At 73.2% G+C, this 18505-nt stretch carries 17 protein-coding genes and 1 riboswitch; of the genes, 10 read left to right on the forward strand and 7 right to left on the reverse strand.

The features are described from left to right. Positions 1-47 precede the first annotated feature (47 nt). The 3 genes from OG974_RS15100 to OG974_RS15110 form a co-directional block, all read right to left on the reverse strand. Positions 48-1130 carry a prenyltransferase gene (locus tag OG974_RS15100; protein WP_327283217.1) on the reverse strand — a complete coding sequence of 361 codons (1083 nt, stop codon included), beginning with the start codon at positions 1128-1130 and terminating at the stop codon, positions 48-50. After that, positions 1127-1861 (reverse strand): class I SAM-dependent methyltransferase, encoded by a 735-nt coding sequence (locus OG974_RS15105; protein WP_327283218.1) that lies wholly within the window; start codon positions 1859-1861, stop codon positions 1127-1129. Before OG974_RS15105 ends, OG974_RS15100 begins: the two co-directional genes overlap by 4 nt. 91 nt (positions 1862-1952) lie before the next feature. After that, a complete protein-coding gene (locus tag OG974_RS15110) occupies positions 1953-3269 on the reverse strand; it encodes a glycosyltransferase family 4 protein (protein ID WP_327283219.1) in 1317 nt (438 codons plus the stop codon). A gap of 251 nt (positions 3270-3520) precedes the next feature. Here OG974_RS15110 and OG974_RS15115 point away from each other — a divergent pair, with 251 nt between their 5' ends. Then, positions 3521-4147 carry a TetR family transcriptional regulator gene (locus tag OG974_RS15115; RefSeq protein WP_327283220.1) on the forward strand — a complete coding sequence of 209 codons (627 nt, stop codon included), beginning with the start codon at positions 3521-3523 and terminating at the stop codon, positions 4145-4147. Between the two features lie 50 nt (positions 4148-4197). Here the strand turns inward: OG974_RS15115 and OG974_RS15120 are convergent, their stop codons facing one another. From OG974_RS15120 to OG974_RS15130, 3 genes are all read right to left on the reverse strand, one after another. Then, positions 4198-4524 carry a hypothetical protein gene (locus OG974_RS15120; protein WP_327283221.1) on the reverse strand — a complete coding sequence of 109 codons (327 nt, stop codon included), beginning with the start codon at positions 4522-4524 and terminating at the stop codon, positions 4198-4200. A 139-nt stretch (positions 4525-4663) separates the two neighbouring features. Beyond that, positions 4664-4897: a ferredoxin gene (locus OG974_RS15125; protein WP_327285633.1), complete on the reverse strand. Its 234-nt coding sequence runs from the start codon at positions 4895-4897 to the stop codon at positions 4664-4666. Between the two features lie 5 nt (positions 4898-4902). After that, positions 4903-6366 carry an aldehyde dehydrogenase gene (locus OG974_RS15130; protein WP_329313425.1) on the reverse strand — a complete coding sequence of 488 codons (1464 nt, stop codon included), beginning with the start codon at positions 6364-6366 and terminating at the stop codon, positions 4903-4905. 217 nt (positions 6367-6583) lie between these two features. On the opposite strand from OG974_RS15130, the gene OG974_RS15135 reads away from it, so the two are divergent. The 7 genes from OG974_RS15135 (at position 6584) to OG974_RS15165 (ending at position 14782) form a co-directional block, all read left to right on the forward strand. Next, the gene (locus OG974_RS15135) at positions 6584-7705 is read left to right on the forward strand and encodes an MBL fold metallo-hydrolase (protein ID WP_329313427.1); all 1122 of its coding nucleotides are present in this window, start codon (positions 6584-6586) and stop codon (positions 7703-7705) included. A 98-nt stretch (positions 7706-7803) separates the two neighbouring features. Further along, positions 7804-7878: riboswitch (cobalamin riboswitch) on the forward strand. Between the two features lie 134 nt (positions 7879-8012). Beyond that, complete coding sequence (locus tag OG974_RS15140) at positions 8013-9260, forward strand: prenyltransferase/squalene oxidase repeat-containing protein (RefSeq protein WP_371643427.1); 1248 nt, start codon at positions 8013-8015, stop codon at positions 9258-9260. Then, complete coding sequence (locus tag OG974_RS15145) at positions 9260-9916, forward strand: SCO2322 family protein (RefSeq protein ID WP_327283225.1); 657 nt, start codon at positions 9260-9262, stop codon at positions 9914-9916. The genes OG974_RS15140 and OG974_RS15145 overlap by 1 nt, the downstream gene beginning before the upstream one ends. After that, positions 9913-11319 (forward strand): energy-coupling factor transporter transmembrane protein EcfT, encoded by a 1407-nt coding sequence (locus OG974_RS15150; protein ID WP_371643429.1) that lies wholly within the window; start codon positions 9913-9915, stop codon positions 11317-11319. The genes OG974_RS15145 and OG974_RS15150 overlap by 4 nt, the downstream gene beginning before the upstream one ends. Then, the gene (locus tag OG974_RS15155) at positions 11316-13229 is read left to right on the forward strand and encodes an ABC transporter ATP-binding protein (RefSeq protein WP_371643431.1); all 1914 of its coding nucleotides are present in this window, start codon (positions 11316-11318) and stop codon (positions 13227-13229) included. The genes OG974_RS15150 and OG974_RS15155 overlap by 4 nt, the downstream gene beginning before the upstream one ends. Next, positions 13226-14029 carry an ECF transporter S component gene (locus tag OG974_RS15160; protein WP_327283228.1) on the forward strand — a complete coding sequence of 268 codons (804 nt, stop codon included), beginning with the start codon at positions 13226-13228 and terminating at the stop codon, positions 14027-14029. Before OG974_RS15155 ends, OG974_RS15160 begins: the two co-directional genes overlap by 4 nt. A 300-nt stretch (positions 14030-14329) precedes the next feature. Then, positions 14330-14782 carry a transglycosylase SLT domain-containing protein gene (locus tag OG974_RS15165; protein ID WP_327281485.1) on the forward strand — a complete coding sequence of 151 codons (453 nt, stop codon included), beginning with the start codon at positions 14330-14332 and terminating at the stop codon, positions 14780-14782. Positions 14783-15035: 253 nt separating this feature from the next. Here the strand turns inward: OG974_RS15165 and OG974_RS15170 are convergent, their stop codons facing one another. Then, positions 15036-16205: a steroid 3-ketoacyl-CoA thiolase gene (locus tag OG974_RS15170; RefSeq protein ID WP_327283229.1), complete on the reverse strand. Its 1170-nt coding sequence runs from the start codon at positions 16203-16205 to the stop codon at positions 15036-15038. Between the two features lie 242 nt (positions 16206-16447). Between OG974_RS15170 and OG974_RS15175 the strand changes: the two genes are divergently transcribed. Next, entirely contained in the window at positions 16448-17692 is a 1245-nt protein-coding gene (locus tag OG974_RS15175) for a cytochrome P450 (protein WP_327283230.1), read from the forward strand. Between the two features lie 227 nt (positions 17693-17919). Further along, the gene (locus OG974_RS15180; protein ID WP_327283231.1) at positions 17920-18303 is read left to right on the forward strand and encodes a DUF6193 family natural product biosynthesis protein; all 384 of its coding nucleotides are present in this window, start codon (positions 17920-17922) and stop codon (positions 18301-18303) included. Positions 18304-18505: the final 202 nt, after the last annotated feature.

The following is an 18505-nucleotide window of genomic DNA, read 5'->3' on the forward strand; positions in this document are numbered from 1 at the left end:
CCTCCCCGGCGGCCTGCCCCACTCTCGTCCGTCCGGCCCTGCGCGGGCTAACGGCAGCAGTCCGGCTCCAGTCCGGACGGCAGCTCCAGCCCCCCGAACACCGCCCCGGTGGCCTCGTCCCCACCCAGCGCGGCCACGGCGAGCAGCAGCGACCCGGCCGTCCAGGTCGTCTGCTCGACCGGCCACACCGCCTCGTCCTCGAAGACGTAGCCCGTCCAGTACATGCCGTTGTCCGCCCGCATGTGCGTGATGGACCGCAGGATGTCCAGCGCCCGGTCCGACTCGCCCATCGCCCACAGGGCGAGCGCGAGCTCGCAGGACTCCCCGCCCGTCACCCACGGGTTCGGCAGGACGCAGCGCACGCCGAGGCCCGGGACGACGAACTCCTCCCAGCGCTCCTCGATCCGCGCCTTCGCCTCCGCGCCGGTGAGCGCACCGCCCAGCACCGGGTAGTACCAGTCCATCGAGTAGCGGGACTTGTCCAGGAAACGCTCCGGGTGCCGCCGGATCGCGTGCCCGAGGGAGCCCGCCGCCAGCTCCCAGTCCGGCTGCGGCTCCTCACGGTGCTCGGCGATCGCCAGCGCGCACCGCAGTGCCTGGTGGATCGAGGAGGAGCCGGTGAGCAGCGCGTCCGTGACGGGCGTGCCGTCGGCCTCGCGCTTCCAGCCGATCTCGCCGCCCGGCTGCTGCAGGCCGAGGACGAACTCGGTCGCCGCGTAGACGACGGGCCACATGCGGTCCAGGAACGGGTCGTCGCCGGTGGCCAGGTAGTGGTGCCAGACGCCGACGGCTATGTACGCGACGAAGTTGGACTCCCGGCTCGCGTCCTGCGGCTCGGCGGTGTCCACCCCGTCCGGCCGGTCGGCGTACGCCGCGAACCAGGAGCCGTCGGCGTTCTGGTGCCGGGCCAGCCAGTCGTAGGCCCGCTCCGCCGCCTCGTGCTCGCCCGCCGCGTCCAGGGCCATCGCGGCCTCGGTGTGGTCCCACGGGTCGAGGTGGTGCCCGCGGAACCACGGGATGGCCCCGTCGGAGCGCTGCGCGGCGAGGATGCCGGCCACCGTGCCGGCGGCCTCCTGCGCGGTCAGCACCCCGTCCAGGACCAGGCGTTCGGTGCGCCCGGGGGAGCTCACTTCGCCGCGCCGACGGGAAGGTGCGGCTTCGTCGCGTACGCCACGAAGCTCTTGCCGATGACCGGGTTGAGCGCCTGCTCCGCGAGCCGCGTCGCGAGGGGCTTCTTCATGATGTCCCAGACCAGGAGCTTGTGGTACGCCTTCACCGGCAGCGCCTTGTCGTTGTCGACGCCGAACGCGCACTTGAGCCACCAGTACGGGGAGTGCAGCCCGTGGGCGTGGTGGGTGCCGTACGTCTTGAGGCCGGCGGCCGCCATCTTCCCGAGCAGCTCGTCGGCCTTGTAGATGCGGATGTGACCGCCCTCGACCTCGTGGTAGGCGTCGCTCAGCGCCCAGCAGATCTTTTCCGGGCCGTAGCGCGGCACGGTGATGGCGATGCGGCCGCCCGGCTTGAGGACGCGGACCATCTCCGCGAGCACGCCCTTGTCGTCGGGGATGTGCTCCATCACCTCGGAGATGATGACGACGTCGAAGGAGTCGTCGGGGAAGGGCAGGGCCAGCGCGTCGCCCTCCATTGCGGTGGCGGTGGCGCCGGCCGGGGCTTCGCCGGCCTCCTTCATGGCCGCGAACCACTTGGCGACCTCGCGGATCTCCTCGCCGTTGCGGTCGACTGCGACCACCTGGGCGCCGCGCCGGTAGCACTCGAAGGCGTGCCGGCCGGCGCCGCAGCCCAGATCGAGCACGCGGTCGCCTGCGGCGAGCGGGAACCGGGAGAAATCGACGGTCAGCACGGGGTCCTGCCTTCGCGGTCGCGGGGGTGGAGAGGATGGGGGTGGTGGAGCGGGTGGCTGAGGTGCCGGGGAAACGTCATGGGGCGGAAGGTCACCGCGCGCTGCGGGTACGGCCGGCCGCGCGCTCGATCGCGGCGCGGTAGTGCGCGGCGGTGCCCTCGGCGGCTCTGGCCCACGTGAACCGGGACAGCACCCGCTCGCGTCCGGCCGCGCCGAGGCGCGCCCGCAGCTGCGGGTCGCCCAGCAGCCGGCCCAGCGCGGCGGACAGCGCACCCGCATCACCGGGCGGCACCGCGAGGCAGGTCTCGCCGTCGGGGCCCGCGACTTCGGGGATGGCACCGCCGGTGGTGGCGACCAGCGGGGTGCCGGTGGCCATGGCCTCGGCGGCGGGCAGCGAGAAGCCCTCGTACAGCGAGGGCACGCAGGCGATCTGCGCGCTGCGCACCAGGTCCACGAGTTCGGCGTCGGTGATGCCCTTGACGAAGCGCACCGCGCCCTGGAGGTCGTACTTCTCGATCGCGCGGGCGACCGGCCCCTGTTCGGCGCGCTTGCCGACCACGACGAGGTGTGCGTCGGGCTGCTCGGTCCGCAGCTTCGCGAGCGCCTCGACGAGGTGCACGAGGCCCTTGAGGGGGACGTCGGCGCTGGAGGTCGTGACGATCCGCCCCGGTACCTCGGCCACGGACGCGTCGGGCGACCACAGGTCGGTGTCGGCGCCGATGTGGACGACGTGGATGCGCTCGTCGCGCACGCCCAGGTGCTCGGCGATCTCCTGCTTGGAGGATCCGGAGACGGTCAGCACGGAGGGCAGCCGGCGGGCGACCCGCCCCTGCATCCGCGTGAAGCCGTACCAGCGGCGCACGGAGAGCCGCTTCTTGCGGTCGTGGGCGGCATCGAGGTCCAGCTGCCGGTCGACGGTGATGGGGTGGTGGATGGTGGTGACCAGCGGCGCGCCGAGGTCGGCCAGCAGGCCGTAGCCGAGGGTCTGGTTGTCGTGGATGACGTCGAACTCGCCCGCGCGGGCGGCGAGGTGGCGCCGGGCCCGCAGCGAGAAGGTCAGCGGCTCGGGGAATCCGCCGGTCCACATGGTGGCGACTTCCAGCGCGTCGATCCAGTCCCGGTACTCGTCGCGCTTCGGGGTGCGGAACGGGTCGGGCTGCCGGTACAGGTCGAGGCTCGGCAGCTCGGTCAGCGTGGCACCGGTGTCGAGGACCGGGTACGGCTGCGCGCCGATGACCTCGACGGAATGTCCCAGCCTCACGAGCTCCCGCGAGAGGTGCCGGACGTAGACGCCCTGACCGCCACAGAACGGGTTCCCCTTATAGGTGAGGAGTGCGATGCGCAACGGGCGGTCGCCGTCGGTGGCGGAACCCACGAAAGGGCTCGTCACCATGGCCTCAGCGGTCACTCTCGGCCCCCTTATCCCTGCAACTTTCGCCGGAGCGTAACCGCTCGCATAATGTAGAACAAGTTTCAGACTTGATCCGTCGAAGACCATTGAATCTACCGGCCGGAAACCACACCGTAAGAGGCGGAGCAGGTGATTCGCGCCACGGCTCGGACGCCTGCCATGCTGACTGTCGATCACCGTCGAAGTCACGACACGAACGGCCCGGAAATCAGCACCGCAACGACACGGAACGCCATGGAACGGGACAGATGACAGCGGATGCGAAAGCCGTCGCCACGACGGCGTCCCCTCCCCTGACGGAGCGCCAGGAGGCGCGCCGCCGCCGGATCCTGCACGCCAGCGCCCAGCTGGCCAGCCGGGGCGGTTTCGACGCCGTCCAGATGCGGGAGGTGGCCGAGGCGGCCGGGGTCGCGCTGGGCACCCTGTACCGGTACTTCCCGTCCAAGGTGCACCTCCTCGTCGCCACGATGCAGGACCAGCTCCAGCACATGCACACGACGCTCCGCAAACGGCCCCCGGCGGGCGAGGACCCGGCGGCCCGCGTGTCGGAAACCCTGATGCGGGCCTTCCGCGCGCTCCAGCGGGAGCCGCACCTGGCCGACGCCATGGTCCGCGCGCTGACGTTCGCGGACCGGAGCGTGAGCCCCGAGGTGGACACGGTGTCCCGGCTGACCACGGCGATCATCCTGGACGCGATGGGCCTGGACGCCCCGCCGACGGCGGAACAGCTCTCCGCGGTGCGGGTGATCGAGCACACCTGGCACTCGGCGCTGATCACCTGGCTCTCGGGCCGCGCCTCGATCGCCCAGGTGAAGATCGACATCGAAACGGTCTGCCGCCTCATCGACCTGACGACGCCACGAGAAAAGGCCTGAACCGGGCAGTTGGCACCGCGCGCCGGTAGGGCCCCGGAGCCCTCGGGACGTCAGGCCGCGCGGCGCTTGCTGTTGAGCGCGGTCTCGGCGCCCTTGTCGTAGCCGGCCTGCCAGTTCGGGCCCGGTTGCGTGAGGTGCTGCGGCTGGGTCTTCTTGCAGGACTCAAGGGTGTCCTTGAGTCCTTGCCGGAAGCCCTTCCCGTACTGGTCCTGGCTCTGGTCCGTGGAGGTGCCCGCGCCCCCGGTGCACTCCGTGTGCTGGTAGCACGTGCTGGTCGCCGACGCAGACGGGGCCGCCGGTGCGCGGGCGGCCGGGAAGACTCCGGCCAAGGAGAGGACGAGGGCTCCGACCAGGGCCGGTCGGCCGGGTCCGTTCATGGTTTCGCCTTCCCCTGAAGGTGCGGCCAGGGGTCATCTGCCTCCCTGCCCACGACCCTCCCCCGCCTCCCCCTGTCGACCGGACCCGGACCGGCCCCGGACCCCGCGCCGACACCGGCCGGCCCGGCCGGCCCGCCCCTCACTCCTCCGGCGGGAACACCGCCTCCCCCGTGCCCGCCAGGGTGATCAGGATGGCTTCCACCGGGCAGCCCTCCGCCGCCGTCAGGACCGGCTCGTTCGCGTCCGTCTCGGGATCCCGCGGATGCGACTGGCGCGCCGAGTCCAGTGCGAAGCCCTCCGGTGCGTGGTTCACGCACATCCCCGAGCCGATGCAGACGCCCCGGTCCACCTCCACGTGCCACCGGTCGCCCATGCCGTTCACGCACCCGCCGCGTAGCCCGCCGGCAGGTGGATCATCTTGTGCTCCAGGTACTCGCTCAGCCCCTCGGGCCCGAACTCCCGTCCCACGCCGCTGTTCTTGTAGCCGCCGAAGGGCCCCAGCATGTCCAGGCTGAAGGTGTTCACGTTGAAGGTGCCGGTCCGCACCTGCCGGGCGAAGTCGATGCCGTGCTCGACGTCCGCGGTCCAGACGCTGCCGCTCAGGCCGAACTCCGAGTCGTTGGCGACCCGTACCGCTTCCGCCTCGTCCCCGTACGGGATCAGGCAGACGACCGGTCCGAAGATCTCCTCGCGGGCGATCCGCATCGAGTTGTCCACGTCCCCGAAGAGCGTCGGCTCCACGTACCAGCCCTGTTCCAGGCCCGCCGGGCGGCCGCCGCCCGCCAGGACCTTCGCGCCCTCCTCCTGACCGATCCGGATGTAGTCCAGCGACCGCTGCTGCTGCCGCTGGGCGACCAGCGGCCCGAGCTGCGTCGACGGGTCCAGCGGGTCGCCGACCACGAGCGCGCCGGCCGCGGCCGCGAGGGCCTCGGCGACCTCCTCGTAGCGGCTGCGCGGCGCGAGGACGCGGGTCTGGGCCACGCAGGCCTGCCCGTTGTTCATCCAGGCCGCAGGGACGATCCCGGCGATGGTGGTGTCGAGGTCGGCGTCCGGGAGGATCACGGCGGCGGACTTGCCGCCGAGTTCGAGCGTGACCCGGGTCAGGTTGCGGGCGGCGACCTCCATCACGCGCCGGCCGGCGGCGACGGAGCCGGTGAAGGCCACCTTGTCGACGCCGGGGTGGCCGACCAGGTACTCGCTGACCTCCCGGTCGGCGGGCAGGATCGACAGCACGCCTTCCGGCAGCCCGGCCTCCCGGGCGATGTCGGCGAGGATGTACGAGTCCAGCGGCGACTCGGGGGACGGCTTGAGGATCACCGTCGACCCGGTCAGCAGCGCGGGGGCGAGCTTGGCTGCGGCCACGAACTGCGGCACGTTCCAGGGGATGACGGCCGCGACCACGCCCACCGGCTCCCGGCGCACCAGGATCGGGCCGAGCGCTCCCTGGCGGCGCTCCTCGTACGGGTAGGCGCGCGCGACCTGGATCGCGGCGTCGTAGACCATCATCGGGCCGAGTGCCTGCGCGAGGACGCTCCAGGAGTACGGGGAGCCGTTCTGCGAGCTGATCGACCGGGCGATCTCCTCGTGCCGGACGGCGATCGCGTCCTTGATCCGGGTGACGACGGCGATCCGCTCGTCCAGGGACGCCCTGGGCCAGGGCCCCTCGTCGAAGGCCTTGCGCGCCACGGCGACGGCGCGGTCCACGTCCGCGCGGGAGGCGTGCGGGACGCTGCCGATGACCTGCTCGGTGTGGGGGGAGACGATCTCGATCGTGTCGGTGCCCAGCGGATCCGTCCACTCCCCGCCGATGAACAGGTGTCCGTGTTCCACGAGCTCGGTCATGGCTGCTGCCTCCTGCGGCTTGGCGTTCCCGAACTGATACCAGTTCTAGTTCCAGGAGTCCACGGCCAGGACGGAACGACCCGGAAGATCCAACGGGCGGTTACGACTAGTCAGGACGGGCCGCAGATGGTCGACTTGGGCGACTACTGCAACACGTTCTCGTATGAGTGGGCCGGGCGGCGCGGACGCGGCGGCCAGGCCCGGACAGGGAGCCCCCATGCCGCAGGACACGCATCCGACCACACCCCCGACCACACCCCCGCTCACCCCGCACGTCACCGACCACGGCGGCGGCGTCCGCGGCATCAAGGTCCCGATCCCCGACAACCCGCTCGGCCACACCCTCGTCCACGTCCTCGACACCGACCGCGGCCCCGTCCTCATCGACACCGGCTGGGACGACCCGCAGTCCTGGGACACCCTCGTCGCCGGCCTCGCCGCACTCGGCATCGCCGTCGCCGACGTCCACGGCGTGGTCATCACCCACCACCACCCCGACCACCACGGCCTGTCCGGCCGCGTCCGCGAGGCCTCCGGCGCCTGGATCGCCATGCACGCCGCCGACACCGAGGTCGTCGTACGGACCCGGTCCGCCGAGCCCGGCGTCTGGTTCGACTACATGAGCGGGAAGCTCGCCGCCGCCGGAGCACCCGAGGAGCACGTCGCACCGCTGCGCGCCCGCGCGAGCGGCCGCATGCTCCCCCATGGCCTTCGGCACGGGAGGGGCCCCCACCTGCCCGGGCTGCGGGCCGCCGTCCCCGACCGGGAGATCGTCCCCGGCGAGCTGCTCCCCCTCGCCGGGCGCCGGCTCCGCGCCATCTGGACCCCCGGGCACACCCCCGGCCACGTCTGCCTGCACCTGGAGGAACAGCACCCGGCGAACCTCCCCGGCAACGGCCGCCTCTTCTCCGGGGACCACCTGCTGCCCGGGATCTCCCCACACATCGGTCTCTACGAGGCTCCCGACGAGAACGGAATCACCCGGGTCACCGACCCCCTCGGCGACTACCTCGACTCTCTCGAACGCATCGGCCGCCTCGGCCCCGCCGAGGTCCTCCCGGCGCACCAGCACGCCTTCACCGACGCCCCCGCCCGCGTACGGGAACTGCTGCGCCACCACGAGGAACGACTGACCGGACTGTGGGAGCTGCTGGCCGAACCGCTGACCCCGTGGGCGCTGGCGGAACGCATGGAGTGGAACCGTCCCTGGGAGCAGATCCCGTACGGCTCCCGCAACATCGCCGTCTCGGAAGCAGAAGCGCATCTGCGGCGGCTGGTGAAGCAGGGCCGGGCCGAGGCGGTCCCGGGCAGCGACCCGGTCACGTACCGCGCCCTGTGACGGCGGGCCCGTCGGTAAGGGGCGCCAAGGTCTGGCGCCACCCTTCCGGACTCCTACGGGCCGGTACAGTGAACCCGTCGTCCACCCTTCCGTACGGGGGGAAGCCGGTGCGATTCCGGCGCTGACCCGCAACCGTGACCCGCCCCGGCCCCGCCCGGGCGGCAAGCCGGACCGCCCCGTACGCGAGGTGCGCGGCTCGCGCCGCCGGAGCCCCGGCGGCCGGCACCGTCGAGGTTAACGGGGCCGGAGCCCGGTGCCCTGTGCGCGCCTGCCTCCCGGCCCCCCAGCACGAGAGGCACCCGCCCCCATGAACGTCCGTCGCAGCGCCGCCGCGCTCGCCGCCTCCGCCGTGCTCTGCGTGGGCGCCGCCCCCGCAGCCCTCGCCGCACCGTCCCCGTCGGCCCCGCCGGCCCCGGTGATCCCCTCCGGCCTGTTCGGCAAGAAGGACCCGACGTACGACGGTGTGTGGCGCCAGTCCTTCGCGCTGCTGGCCCAGCAGACGGTCGGCGTGAAGCCGGCCGAGGAGGCCGTCGCCTGGCTCGCCGGACAGCAGTGCGCGAACGGCGGCTTCGCCTCGTTCCGTGCGGACGCCGCCGCGGCCTGCGACGACAAGACGATGTACGACACGAACGCCACCGCGATGGCCGTGCAGGCGCTGAAGGCGCTGGGAGGCCAGGACGCGGCGGTGAAGAAGGGCGTGGACTGGCTGAAGTCCGTCCAGAACGAGGACGGCGGCTGGGCGTTCGTCCCCGGCACCCCGAGCGAGGGCAACTCCACCTCCCTCGTCATCAGCGCGCTGGCCGCGACGGGCGAGAAGCCGGCCGAGGTGAAGTCGAAGGCGGGCAAGTCCGCGTACGAGGGCCTGCTCTCCTTCCAGCTGGGCTGCGCCGCCGAGCCGGCCGCCGACCGGGGCGCCTTCGGGTACCAGCCGGCGGACGGCAAGCTCGCGGCCAACGCCGACGCCACGGCCGCCGCGGTCCTGGCCGGGCTGGCCCAGGGCTCGGTCGTGGCCCCTGCCGCGACGGACACCCCCGCGGCCGCACTGGCCTGCCCGGCCGGCTCCGCCGACCCGGCGGGTGCGGCACAGGGCGCGGCCGGCTACCTGGCCGAGGCCCTGAAGAAGGACGGTCACCTCACGGCCGTCACCCCGGGCGCGGACCAGCCGACCGCGGACACCGGCAACACCGCCGACGCGGTGATCGCCCTGGCCGCGGCCGGGCACAAGCAGTCGGCGGCAGGCGCGCTGGAGTGGCTGAAGGCGAACTCGGCGGACTGGTCCAAGGACAGCCCGGCGGCCCTCGGCACCCTGGTCCTGGCCGCGCACGCGACGGGCACGGACCCGAAGTCGTTCGGCGGCACGGACCTGGTGACGGCACTGAACGCGACGGGCCCCGCCGCACGGACGGCTGACGCGTCCGCGTCGCAGGCCAAGGACGAGAAGAAGGACGAGAAGGACTCGAACCAGAACGTTTGGTGGATCGTGGGCGCGGGCCTGGCGGCCGGCATGGGCATCGGCGTCCTGCTGAGCGGCCGCCGGAAGAAGAACCAGCTCTGATGCGTCGTAGCCCGATCCCGCTGGTCCTCGCGTTCGGTGTCCTCCTCACCCTCCTGGCGTCCTCGCCGGCGCTGGCGGCGGGCTACCGCTACTGGTCGTTCTGGGAGGGCACGGGGGGCCAGTGGCAGTACGCCACGCAGGGCCCCTCGACGGCCCGCCCGGCCGACGGCGCGGCGCTGGGCTTCCGCTTCGCGGTGAGCCAGGACGCGGCGGCCGAGGCGGCGAAGCCGCGCGCGGCTGCCGATTTCGCGGCGGTCTGCGCGTCCACCCCGGCCGTGGAGGGCCGCAAGCGGATCGCGGTCGTCGTCGACTTCGGCGTCCCGGCGGACGCCCCGGCCGGCGACGCCCCGCCGCAGGACACCCCACGCACGGCCTGCGCCCAGGTCGCCCCGGACGCCACGGCGGCCGAAGCCCTGGCACAGGCCGCCAAACCGCTCCGCTACAACAGCGCTGCGCTGCTGTGCGCGGTGTCGGGCTACCCGAAGCAGGGCTGCGGCGAGCAGATCGCGGACGCCGGAGCGAAGCCGGAGCCGAAGCCGTCGGCGCAGGCCGGACCCAAGGCCGACGGCGGCCCGTCGACGGGCCTCCTGGCCGGCCTGGCCGCGGTGGCCGCCCTCGCCGCGGCGGCAGTCTGGCAGTCCCGCCGCCGCCGATGACTCCCGACCAGCCCGCCCCCCGGCGCGCCGCCTCCACCGAGGGCCCCCACCCGGCGGCCCCCACCACCACCGAAGGTCCCGCACGGGCCGACGCGCCACAGCCCGCCACCGCCGCGACGCCCCGCCCGGCGAACGCCGCCGCACAGGGCCACGTGGGGGGTGGCGGGGCGCTCGCCGACGCCGCTCGGCCGGCCGCGGGCCGGGGCACCGTGCGCACCCACCGGCCCGCACCCGGCGACCCGACCCCGCCCGGGCCCGGTCCGGCCGGGGCGGGTGACACCGGGTCCTGGCCGACGTACGAAAGGATCAAGGCGCCGCTGGCCCGCCGCGGCAACGCCCTGCACGCGGGCGCATGGTGGCTGTGGGCCCTCGGCCTCGCCACCGCCGCCTCCCGCACCACCAATCCGCTCCTGCTCGGCCTGATCGTCGGCGTCGCAGGTTACGTCGTGGCCGCCCGCCGGACCTCCGCCCCGTGGGCCCGTTCGTACAGCGCCTTCCTCAAGCTCGGCCTCTTCGTCATCGGGCTCCGCCTCTTCTTCTCCGTACTGCTCGGCTCCCCGATCCCCGGCGCCCACACCCTCTTCACGCTCCCCGAGCTCCCCCTCCCCGCCTGGGCGGCCCAGGGCATCCGCGTCAGCGGGCGCGTCACCGCCGAGCAGCTCGTCTTCGCCTTCTACGACGGCGCCAAGCTCGCCGCCCTCCTCGTCTGCGTCGGCGCCGCGAACGCCCTCGCCAACCCGGCCCGGTTGCTGAAGTCCCTCCCGGCCGCCCTCTACGAGGCCGGTGTCGCCGTCGTCGTCGCCATGACCTTCGCGCCGAACATGGTCGCCGACGTCGCCCGACTGCGGACCGCCCGGCGTCTGCGCGGCCGTCCCACCGGCGGCATCAAGGCGGTCCTCCAGATCGGCCTGCCCGTCCTGGAGGGCGCCCTGGAACGCTCCGTCGCCGTCGCCGCCTCGATGGACGCCCGCGGCTACGGCCGTACCGCACAGGTCCCGCCCGCCGTCCGGCACACCACCAACGTCCTCACCCTCGGCGGCTTGCTCGGCATGTGTGCGGGCACGTACGGGCTGCTCGCCGCCGAGGGCGCCGCGTACGGGCTGCCCGTCCTGCTCATCGGCCTGGCCATGGCCCTCGCGGGCCTGCGCCTGGGCGGGCGGCGCAGCATCCGGACCCGCTACCGGCCCGACCGCTGGGGCGGGCGCGCCTGGCTGGTCGCCGGATCGGGCGCGGCCGTCGCCGCCGCCCTCGTCCGCGCCGCGGCCGTCGACCCCGACGCCCTGCTGCCCGGTGTCGTCCCCCTCGTGGCGCCCACGCTCCCGCTGTGGCCGGCGGCCGCGATCCTCATCGGCCTGCTCCCCGCCTTCGTGGCGCCCGTACCGCCCAAGGAGGCATCTCAGTGATCCGCTTCGAGCAGGTGTCGGTCACGTACGACGGCGCCGCTCAGCCCACCCTCCGCGATGCCGACTTCGTCATCCCGGAGGGCGAGCTCACGCTCCTGGTCGGCCCTTCGGGCGTCGGCAAGTCGACCCTCCTCGGTGCGGTCTGCGGCCTGGTCCCGCACTTCACCGGGGGCACGCTGCGCGGCCGCGTCACGGTCGCGGGCCGCGACACCCGTACCCACCGGCCGCGCGAGCTCGCCGATGTCGTGGGCACCGTCGGGCAGGATCCGCTCGCCCATTTCGTCACGGACGTGGTGGAGGACGAGCTCGCCTACGGCATGGAGTCGCTCGGCCTGGCCCCGGCCGTCATGCGCCGCCGGGTCGAGGAGACCCTTGACCTGCTCGGCCTGAACGAACTGCGCGACCGCCCCATCTCCACCCTCTCCGGCGGCCAGCAGCAGCGGGTCGCGATCGGCTCGGTCCTGACCCCGCACCCGAAGGTCCTGGTCCTGGACGAGCCCACCTCGGCGCTGGACCCGGCGGCCGCGGAGGAGGTGCTCGCGGTCCTGCAGCGCCTGGTGCACGACCTGGGCACCACCGTGCTGATGGCGGAGCACCGCCTGGAGCGGGTGGTCCAGTACGCGGACCGGGTGCTGCTCCTGCCGGCCCCGGGCGCGGCTCCGGTCCTCGGCTCCCCGTCCTCGATCATGGCGGTCTCGCCGGTCCACCCCCCGGTGGTCGCCCTGGGCCGCCTCGCCGGCTGGTCCCCCCTCCCCCTGTCGGTCCGCGAAGCCCGCCGCCGTTCCGCCCCCCTCCTCGCCCGCCTACCGCAACCGACCCCGCCAACGCTCGCAGCACCGGTCCCGAGCCAGGGCCCCACCACCCCCCACCCCGAACCCGGCGCGGAATCAGCCCCGCCGGCGCTTGAGGCGCGGGGTCCGGGGCGGAGCCCCAGGTTCGGGAAGGGGCGGGGTGGGGAAGAGGCCCCGCGCAGCGCCGCAGGCCCCGGCGTCCTGTCCCGCCTGCTCCGCCGGAGCGGGCCGACCCCCACCCCCGGGACGGCCACCGGCACCACCCCGGCGGAGCCGGTGGCCCGCCTCACCTCCGTCTCCCTCCGCCGCGGCCGCGCCGAGGTCCTCCACGGCATAGACCTCTGCGTGGCCCCCGGCGAGACCATCGCCCTCATGGGCCGCAACGGCGCCGGCAAGTCCACCCTCCTCGCCACCCTCATCGGCACGCTGGCCCCCACCACCGGCTCGGTGACCGTCTGCGGCAGCACCCCCCACCTCACCGCCCCGCAGGAGATGGTCCGCCGCGTCGGCCTGGTCCCGCAGGAGCCGCGTGACCTCCTCTACGCCGACACCGTGGCCGCCGAGTGCGCCGCGGCCGACGCCGACGCCGGCCGCCCGGCCGGGACCTGCCGGGCCCTGGTCCGCGAGCTGTTGCCCGACGTCCCCGACGGGACCCATCCGCGGGACCTCTCCGAGGGCCAGCGCCTGGCCCTGGCCCTGGCCCTCGTACTCACCGGCCGGCCCGCCCTGCTGCTGCTCGACGAGCCGACCCGTGGTCTGGATTACGCGGCCAAGGCCCGTCTGATCGAAATCCTGCGGGCGCTGGCCGCCGACGGGCACGCCATTGTCCTGGCCACCCACGATGTGGAGCTCGCCGCCGAGCTGGCGCACCGGGTGGTGATCCTGGCGGGCGGGGAGATCGTCGCGGACGGCCCGACCGCCGAGGTCGTCGTGTCGTCCCCGGCGTTCGCGCCGCAGGTGGCCAAGGTCCTGGCGCCGGGGCACTGGCTCACGGTGACCCAGGTCGCTCGCGCCCTGGCCGGGGACGGAACCCTGACCGGGGACGGGACCCTGACCGGAGCCGCAGCCGCAGCCGCAGCCGGGGACAGGTCCGCGGCCGGCGACGGGGCGACGCCGTGAGCCACCGTCCCGTGCGCCTCGGCCCCCGCGCGGCCGTCGCCCTGCTCTTCGTGACGCTCATCGGGATCGCGGCCTTCGGCTGGCCGCTCCTCGCTGACCGACAGTCCGGACTCGCCCATTCCCAGGACGCTCCGTGGCTTTTCGCCGGCTTGCTCCCGCTCCTCGTCGCGGTGGTCGTCGCGACCATCGCCGATCAGGGGATGGACGCCAAGGCGGTGGCGATGCTCGGTGTGCTCGCCGCGGTCGGGGCCGCGCTGCGCCCGCTGGGCGCGGGGACGGCGGGTCTGGAGCCGATGTTCTTCCTGATGGTGCTCAGCGGCCGGGTCCTCGGCCCGGGCTTCGGCTTCGTCCTGGGCTCGGTCACGATGTTCGCCTCCGCGCTACTGACGGGCGGGGTCGGGCCGTGGATGCCGTTCCAGATGCTGGCCATGGGCTGGTTCTCGCTGGGCGCCGGGCTGCTGCCGGGCGCGGAGCGGCTGCGGGGCCGGGCGGAGCTGCTGATGCTGGCGGCCTACGGGTGCGTGGGCTCGTTCGCGTACGGCACGGTCATGAACCTGCAGGGCTGGGTGCTGTTGCAGGGCATGGGCCAGGGCATCTCGTTCCGTCCGGGGGACGCGGTGGCGGCGAACCTGGCGCGGTTCGCCGCGTACTGCGCGGCGACCTCGTTGGGCTGGGACCTGGGCCGGGCCGTGCTGACGGTCGTACTGACCCTCGCGATCGGGGGGACGCTGCTGAAGGCGTTGCGGCGGGCGGTACGAAAAGCGGCGTTCGAGGCACCGGTTTCCTTCGGTTCGGGTTGAAAGTGGCCCGGCGCACACCCCATTTCGTGTAGCGAACCACGACAGAAGGTGACATTCGGCCCCCCTCGCGGTGACTCACCCCATAGGACCCACGTCACATACGGCCCGCGATAGTAGGCTGCGCGGCCGTTCGCCAGCACCCGGGGCGGGGATCCGCGGGCCCGCGGCTGCGAGGGCGGCTAGTAACCGGGGTCGTTGCCAGGCCCTCGGCGGCCTGGCTAACTGGTGATGTCGCCACGGCGGCGGGGCGCTTCGCCCCTCGCCCGACGAACCCCTCTCCTTTGCGTGAGTGGCTCACGCATGTCTTCGGCATGCCGCGACAGTCCTTGTCCCCGTCGGAAGGTTTCCTCCGTGTCCAACGTCATCCGCCGCATCGCCGCCTCCAAGAAGACCCTCGCCGGCTCCATCGTCGCCCTGGGCGTCGCCGGCACCATGCTCGCCACCGTGCCCGCCCAGGCGGCCCCGATGGACGCGAAGGCGATCGCGCACCAGATGATCAAGGACCCGGCCCAGTTCGCCGCCTTCGACAAGATCATCTCCCACGAGAGCGGCTGGAACCACACCGCCACGAACGCCTCCTCCGGCGCGTACGGCCTGGCCCAGGCCCTGCCGGGCTCGAAGATGGCCTCGGCCGGCGCCGACTGGAAGACCAACCCCCGCACCCAGATCAAGTGGGGCCTGGACTACATGAACTCCCGCTACGGCAGCCCGGTCGGCGCCTGGAACTTCTGGCAGGCCAACCACTGGTACTAAGCCACCAGTGACCGCGGGCGCCCCACAGCGGCACCAGCAGTGCGAAGGCCCCGGTGGCCGGACCTCCCCAGGTCCGACCACCGGGGCCTTCTGTTTCCCATCCCACAGGGTCCGTGCGGTGCCGACGCGCCCAGCGCCCAGCGACCGGCGACCGGCGACCGGCGACCGGCGACCGGCTACCGGCTACCGGCTACCGGCTACCGGCGACCGGCTACCGGCTACCGGCTACCGGCTACCGGCTACCGGCTACCGGCTACAGCCGCTGGATGATCGTGCCGGTCGCCAGCGCGCCGCCCGCGCACATGGTGATCAGCGCGAATTCCTTGTCGCGGCGTTCCAGCTCGTGCAGCGCGGTGGTGATCAGCCGGGCTCCGGTCGCACCGACGGGGTGGCCGAGCGCGATGCCGCCGCCGTTGACGTTGACCTTCTCCAGGTCCTGTCCGAACACCTGGGCCCAGCTGAGGACGACGGAGGCGAAGGCTTCGTTGATCTCGACGAGGTCGATGTCCTTGAGGGACATGCCGGCCTTGCCGAGCACGGCCCGCGTCGCGTCGATCGGGCCGTCCAGGTGGTAGTGCGGGTCGGCGCCGACGAGCGTCTGGGCGACGATCCGGGCGCGCGGCTTGAGCTTGAGGGCGCGGGCCATCTTGCGCGAGGCCCACATCACGGCGGCGGCGCCGTCCGATATCTGCGAGGAGTTCCCGGCGGTGTGCACGGCGGTCGGCATGACCGGCTTGAGCCGGGCCAGCGCCTCCATGCTGGTGTCGCGCAGGCCCTCGTCCCGGTCGACGAGGCGCCACATGCCCTGACCTGCGCCCTGCTCCTCCTCCGTCGTGGGGACCTGGACGGCGAAGGTCTCGCGCTTGAACCGCTCCTCGGCCCATGCGGTGGCGGCGCGCTCCTGGGAGAGCAGCCCGAGCCGGTCGACGTCCTCGCGGGTCAGGCCCCGGTGGCGGGCGATCCGCTCGGCGGCCTCGAACTGGTTGGGGAGGTCGACGTTCCACTCGTCCGGGAACGGCTTGCCCGGGCCGTGTTTGGAGCCGGAGCCCAGCGGCACCCGGCTCATCGCCTCGACGCCGCAGGCGATGCCGATGTCCATGACCCCGCCGGAGATCATGTTGGCGACCATGTGGTTGGCCTGCTGGGAGCTGCCGCACTGGCAGTCCACGGTGGTCGCGGCGGTCTCGTACGGCAGGCCCATCGCGAGCCAGGCGTTGCGCGCCGGGTTCATGGACTGCTCGCCGGCGTGGGTGACCGTGCCGCCGACGATCTGCTCGACGCAGTCGGGCTGGATTCCGGTCCGGGCGAGGAGTTCGCGGTACGTCTCGCCGAGCAGGTAGGCGGGATGGAGGTTGGCGAGCGCGCCCCCGCGCTTGCCGATGGGGGTGCGTACGGCTTCGACGATGACGGGTTCCGCGGCCATGAGCTCGTCCTCTCCTGCACTGTGCCGGCGCGGCGGGCCGTCCCGGCGCCCCGCCCGAACTAGTACGCGTTCTAGTTCCCCTCGCAGTCTTATGACCCGGGGGCCCGGCACGCAAGGGTCTTGCACGCGGCTTACACGGATTCCACACGCAACAGTTGGCGCGAGGACCCTTGTCACTTCTAGAACTCGTTACTACCTTCAAGCCAAACATCTGATGGGCCGTCAGACTTTGGAGTCGCCCGATGCCCTGTCCCGAGCTGCCCGAAGGCTTCGACGCCACCGACCCCGACCTGCTCCAGGACCGCGTCCCCTTCCCCGAGTTCGCACGGCTGCGGCAGACCGCACCCGTGTGGTGGTGCCCCCAGCAGCGCGGCGTCACCGGCTTCGACGACGAGGGCTACTGGGCCGTGACCCGGCACGCGGACGTCAAGTACGTCTCCACGCACCCGGAGCTGTTCTCCTCCACCACCAACACGGCGATCATCCGCTTCAACGAGCACATCCAGCGCGAGCAGATAGATGCCCAGCGCCTGATCATGCTGAACATGGACCCGCCGGAACACACGCGGGTACGCCAGATCGTGCAGCGCGGTTTCACCCCGCGGGCCATCCGCGGCCTGGAGCAGGCCCTGCGCGACCGGGCCCGAAAGATCGTCACGCAGGCGCTGGCCGCCTCCGCCGACGGCAGCTTCGACTTCGTCACGCAGGTCGCCTGCGAGCTCCCGCTCCAGGCCATCGCCGAACTGATCGGCGTACCGCAGGAGGACCGCCTGCGCATCTTCGACTGGTCGAACAAGATGATCGCCTACGACGACCCCGAGTACGCGATCACCGAGGAGGTCGGCTCCAACGCGGCGATGGAGCTCATCGGCTACGCCATGAACCTGTCCGCCGCCCGCAAGGAGTGCCCGGCCAAGGACATCGTCACGCAGCTGGTCGCCGCCGAGGGCCAGGGCAACCTGGGCTCCGACGAGTTCGGGTTCTTCGTGCTGCTGCTCGCCGTCGCGGGCAACGAGACCACGCGCAACGCCATCAGCCACGGCATGCACGCCTTCTTGACCCACCCCGACCAGTGGGAGCTGTACAAGGCGAACCGGCCGGCGACGGCTGCCGAGGAGATCGTCCGCTGGGCCACGCCGGTGGTGTCCTTCCAGCGCACCGCCACCCGCGACACCGAGCTGGGCGGGCAGAAGATCAAGGCGGGCGACCGGGTCGGGCTGTTCTACTCCTCCGCCAACCACGACCCCGAGGTCTTCGAGAACCCCGACGCCTTCGACATCACCCGCGACCCGAACCCCCACTTGGGCTTCGGCGGCGGCGGCCCGCACTTCTGCCTGGGCAAGTCCCTGGCCATCATGGAGATCGACCTGATCTTCAACGCGCTGGCCGACTCCCTGCCCGACCTGCGGCTGGCCGGCGAGGGGCCGCGCCGGCTGCGCGCGGCCTGGCTCAACGGCATCAAGGAGCTCCGGGTCAGCCACGGTTGAGCACCGCGTCCGCGGCCGTACCGGTTCCACGACGGCAGGGGTCACTCCTCCCACGCCCCGGCCCCTGCCGTCCCGTGGAACACCGCCGGACGTGCGCCGAAGCGCCCTCGGCGTGCGGAAGGGGGCGTGCTCAGCGCGCGGGAGGGGGCGTGCCGGGGGCGCACGTATGCCGGATTGTTGGCTTCCGAACCATTGTCCTGGGGCCGGTGGGGCGTCACACTGCGCGGATGAACCTTCACGCTGCCGATACAGACACCGCTCACCGGGTGGATGCCCGCTGGCAGCGGCTGCCCACCACGTGGCAGCTGATCCAGGAGCGAGGCGGGCCCGACACGCTGTGCCGCGGTGTCATCGAACTCATCGAGGCCGCCTCCGCGCAGCCGGAGCTGCGCCGGCTGTACCCGTTCACCCGCCAGTGGACCCTGTGGTTCAGCTCCCGCACCCGCCACCCCTTCGAGGTGGAGGCGCCGGCCGCGGAGCCCTTGCCCGACGGCCGCTTCCGCGTGCGCAGCCCCAGCCTGAACACCGTCATCGCCGAGACCGACACCGCCGAGGCCGCCATCGCGCTCGTCGTGGACCGGCTCTGCGCGGACGGCGCGGCGGCCAGCTGATCGCCCCGAGTGGCGCAGGCGCCGCCGACGGCGGATCCTGACAGGACGCGGCGATCCACCGAAGGGGCGCCGGGCGGCACACGGCCTGCCCGGTAACCCTTCGCGCCGCGCAATCCGCCATCCGCCGCCGGCGCGGCGGCTCGGACCCGGCGGCCCACGCCCGACTGCGCGTGGCCGCTCAGGCCCGGCGGCTCAGGCCCGG

Origin of the sequence: Streptomyces sp. NBC_00597 (assembly GCF_041431095.1) — a bacterium.
Classification (GTDB): domain Bacteria; phylum Actinomycetota; class Actinomycetes; order Streptomycetales; family Streptomycetaceae; genus Streptomyces.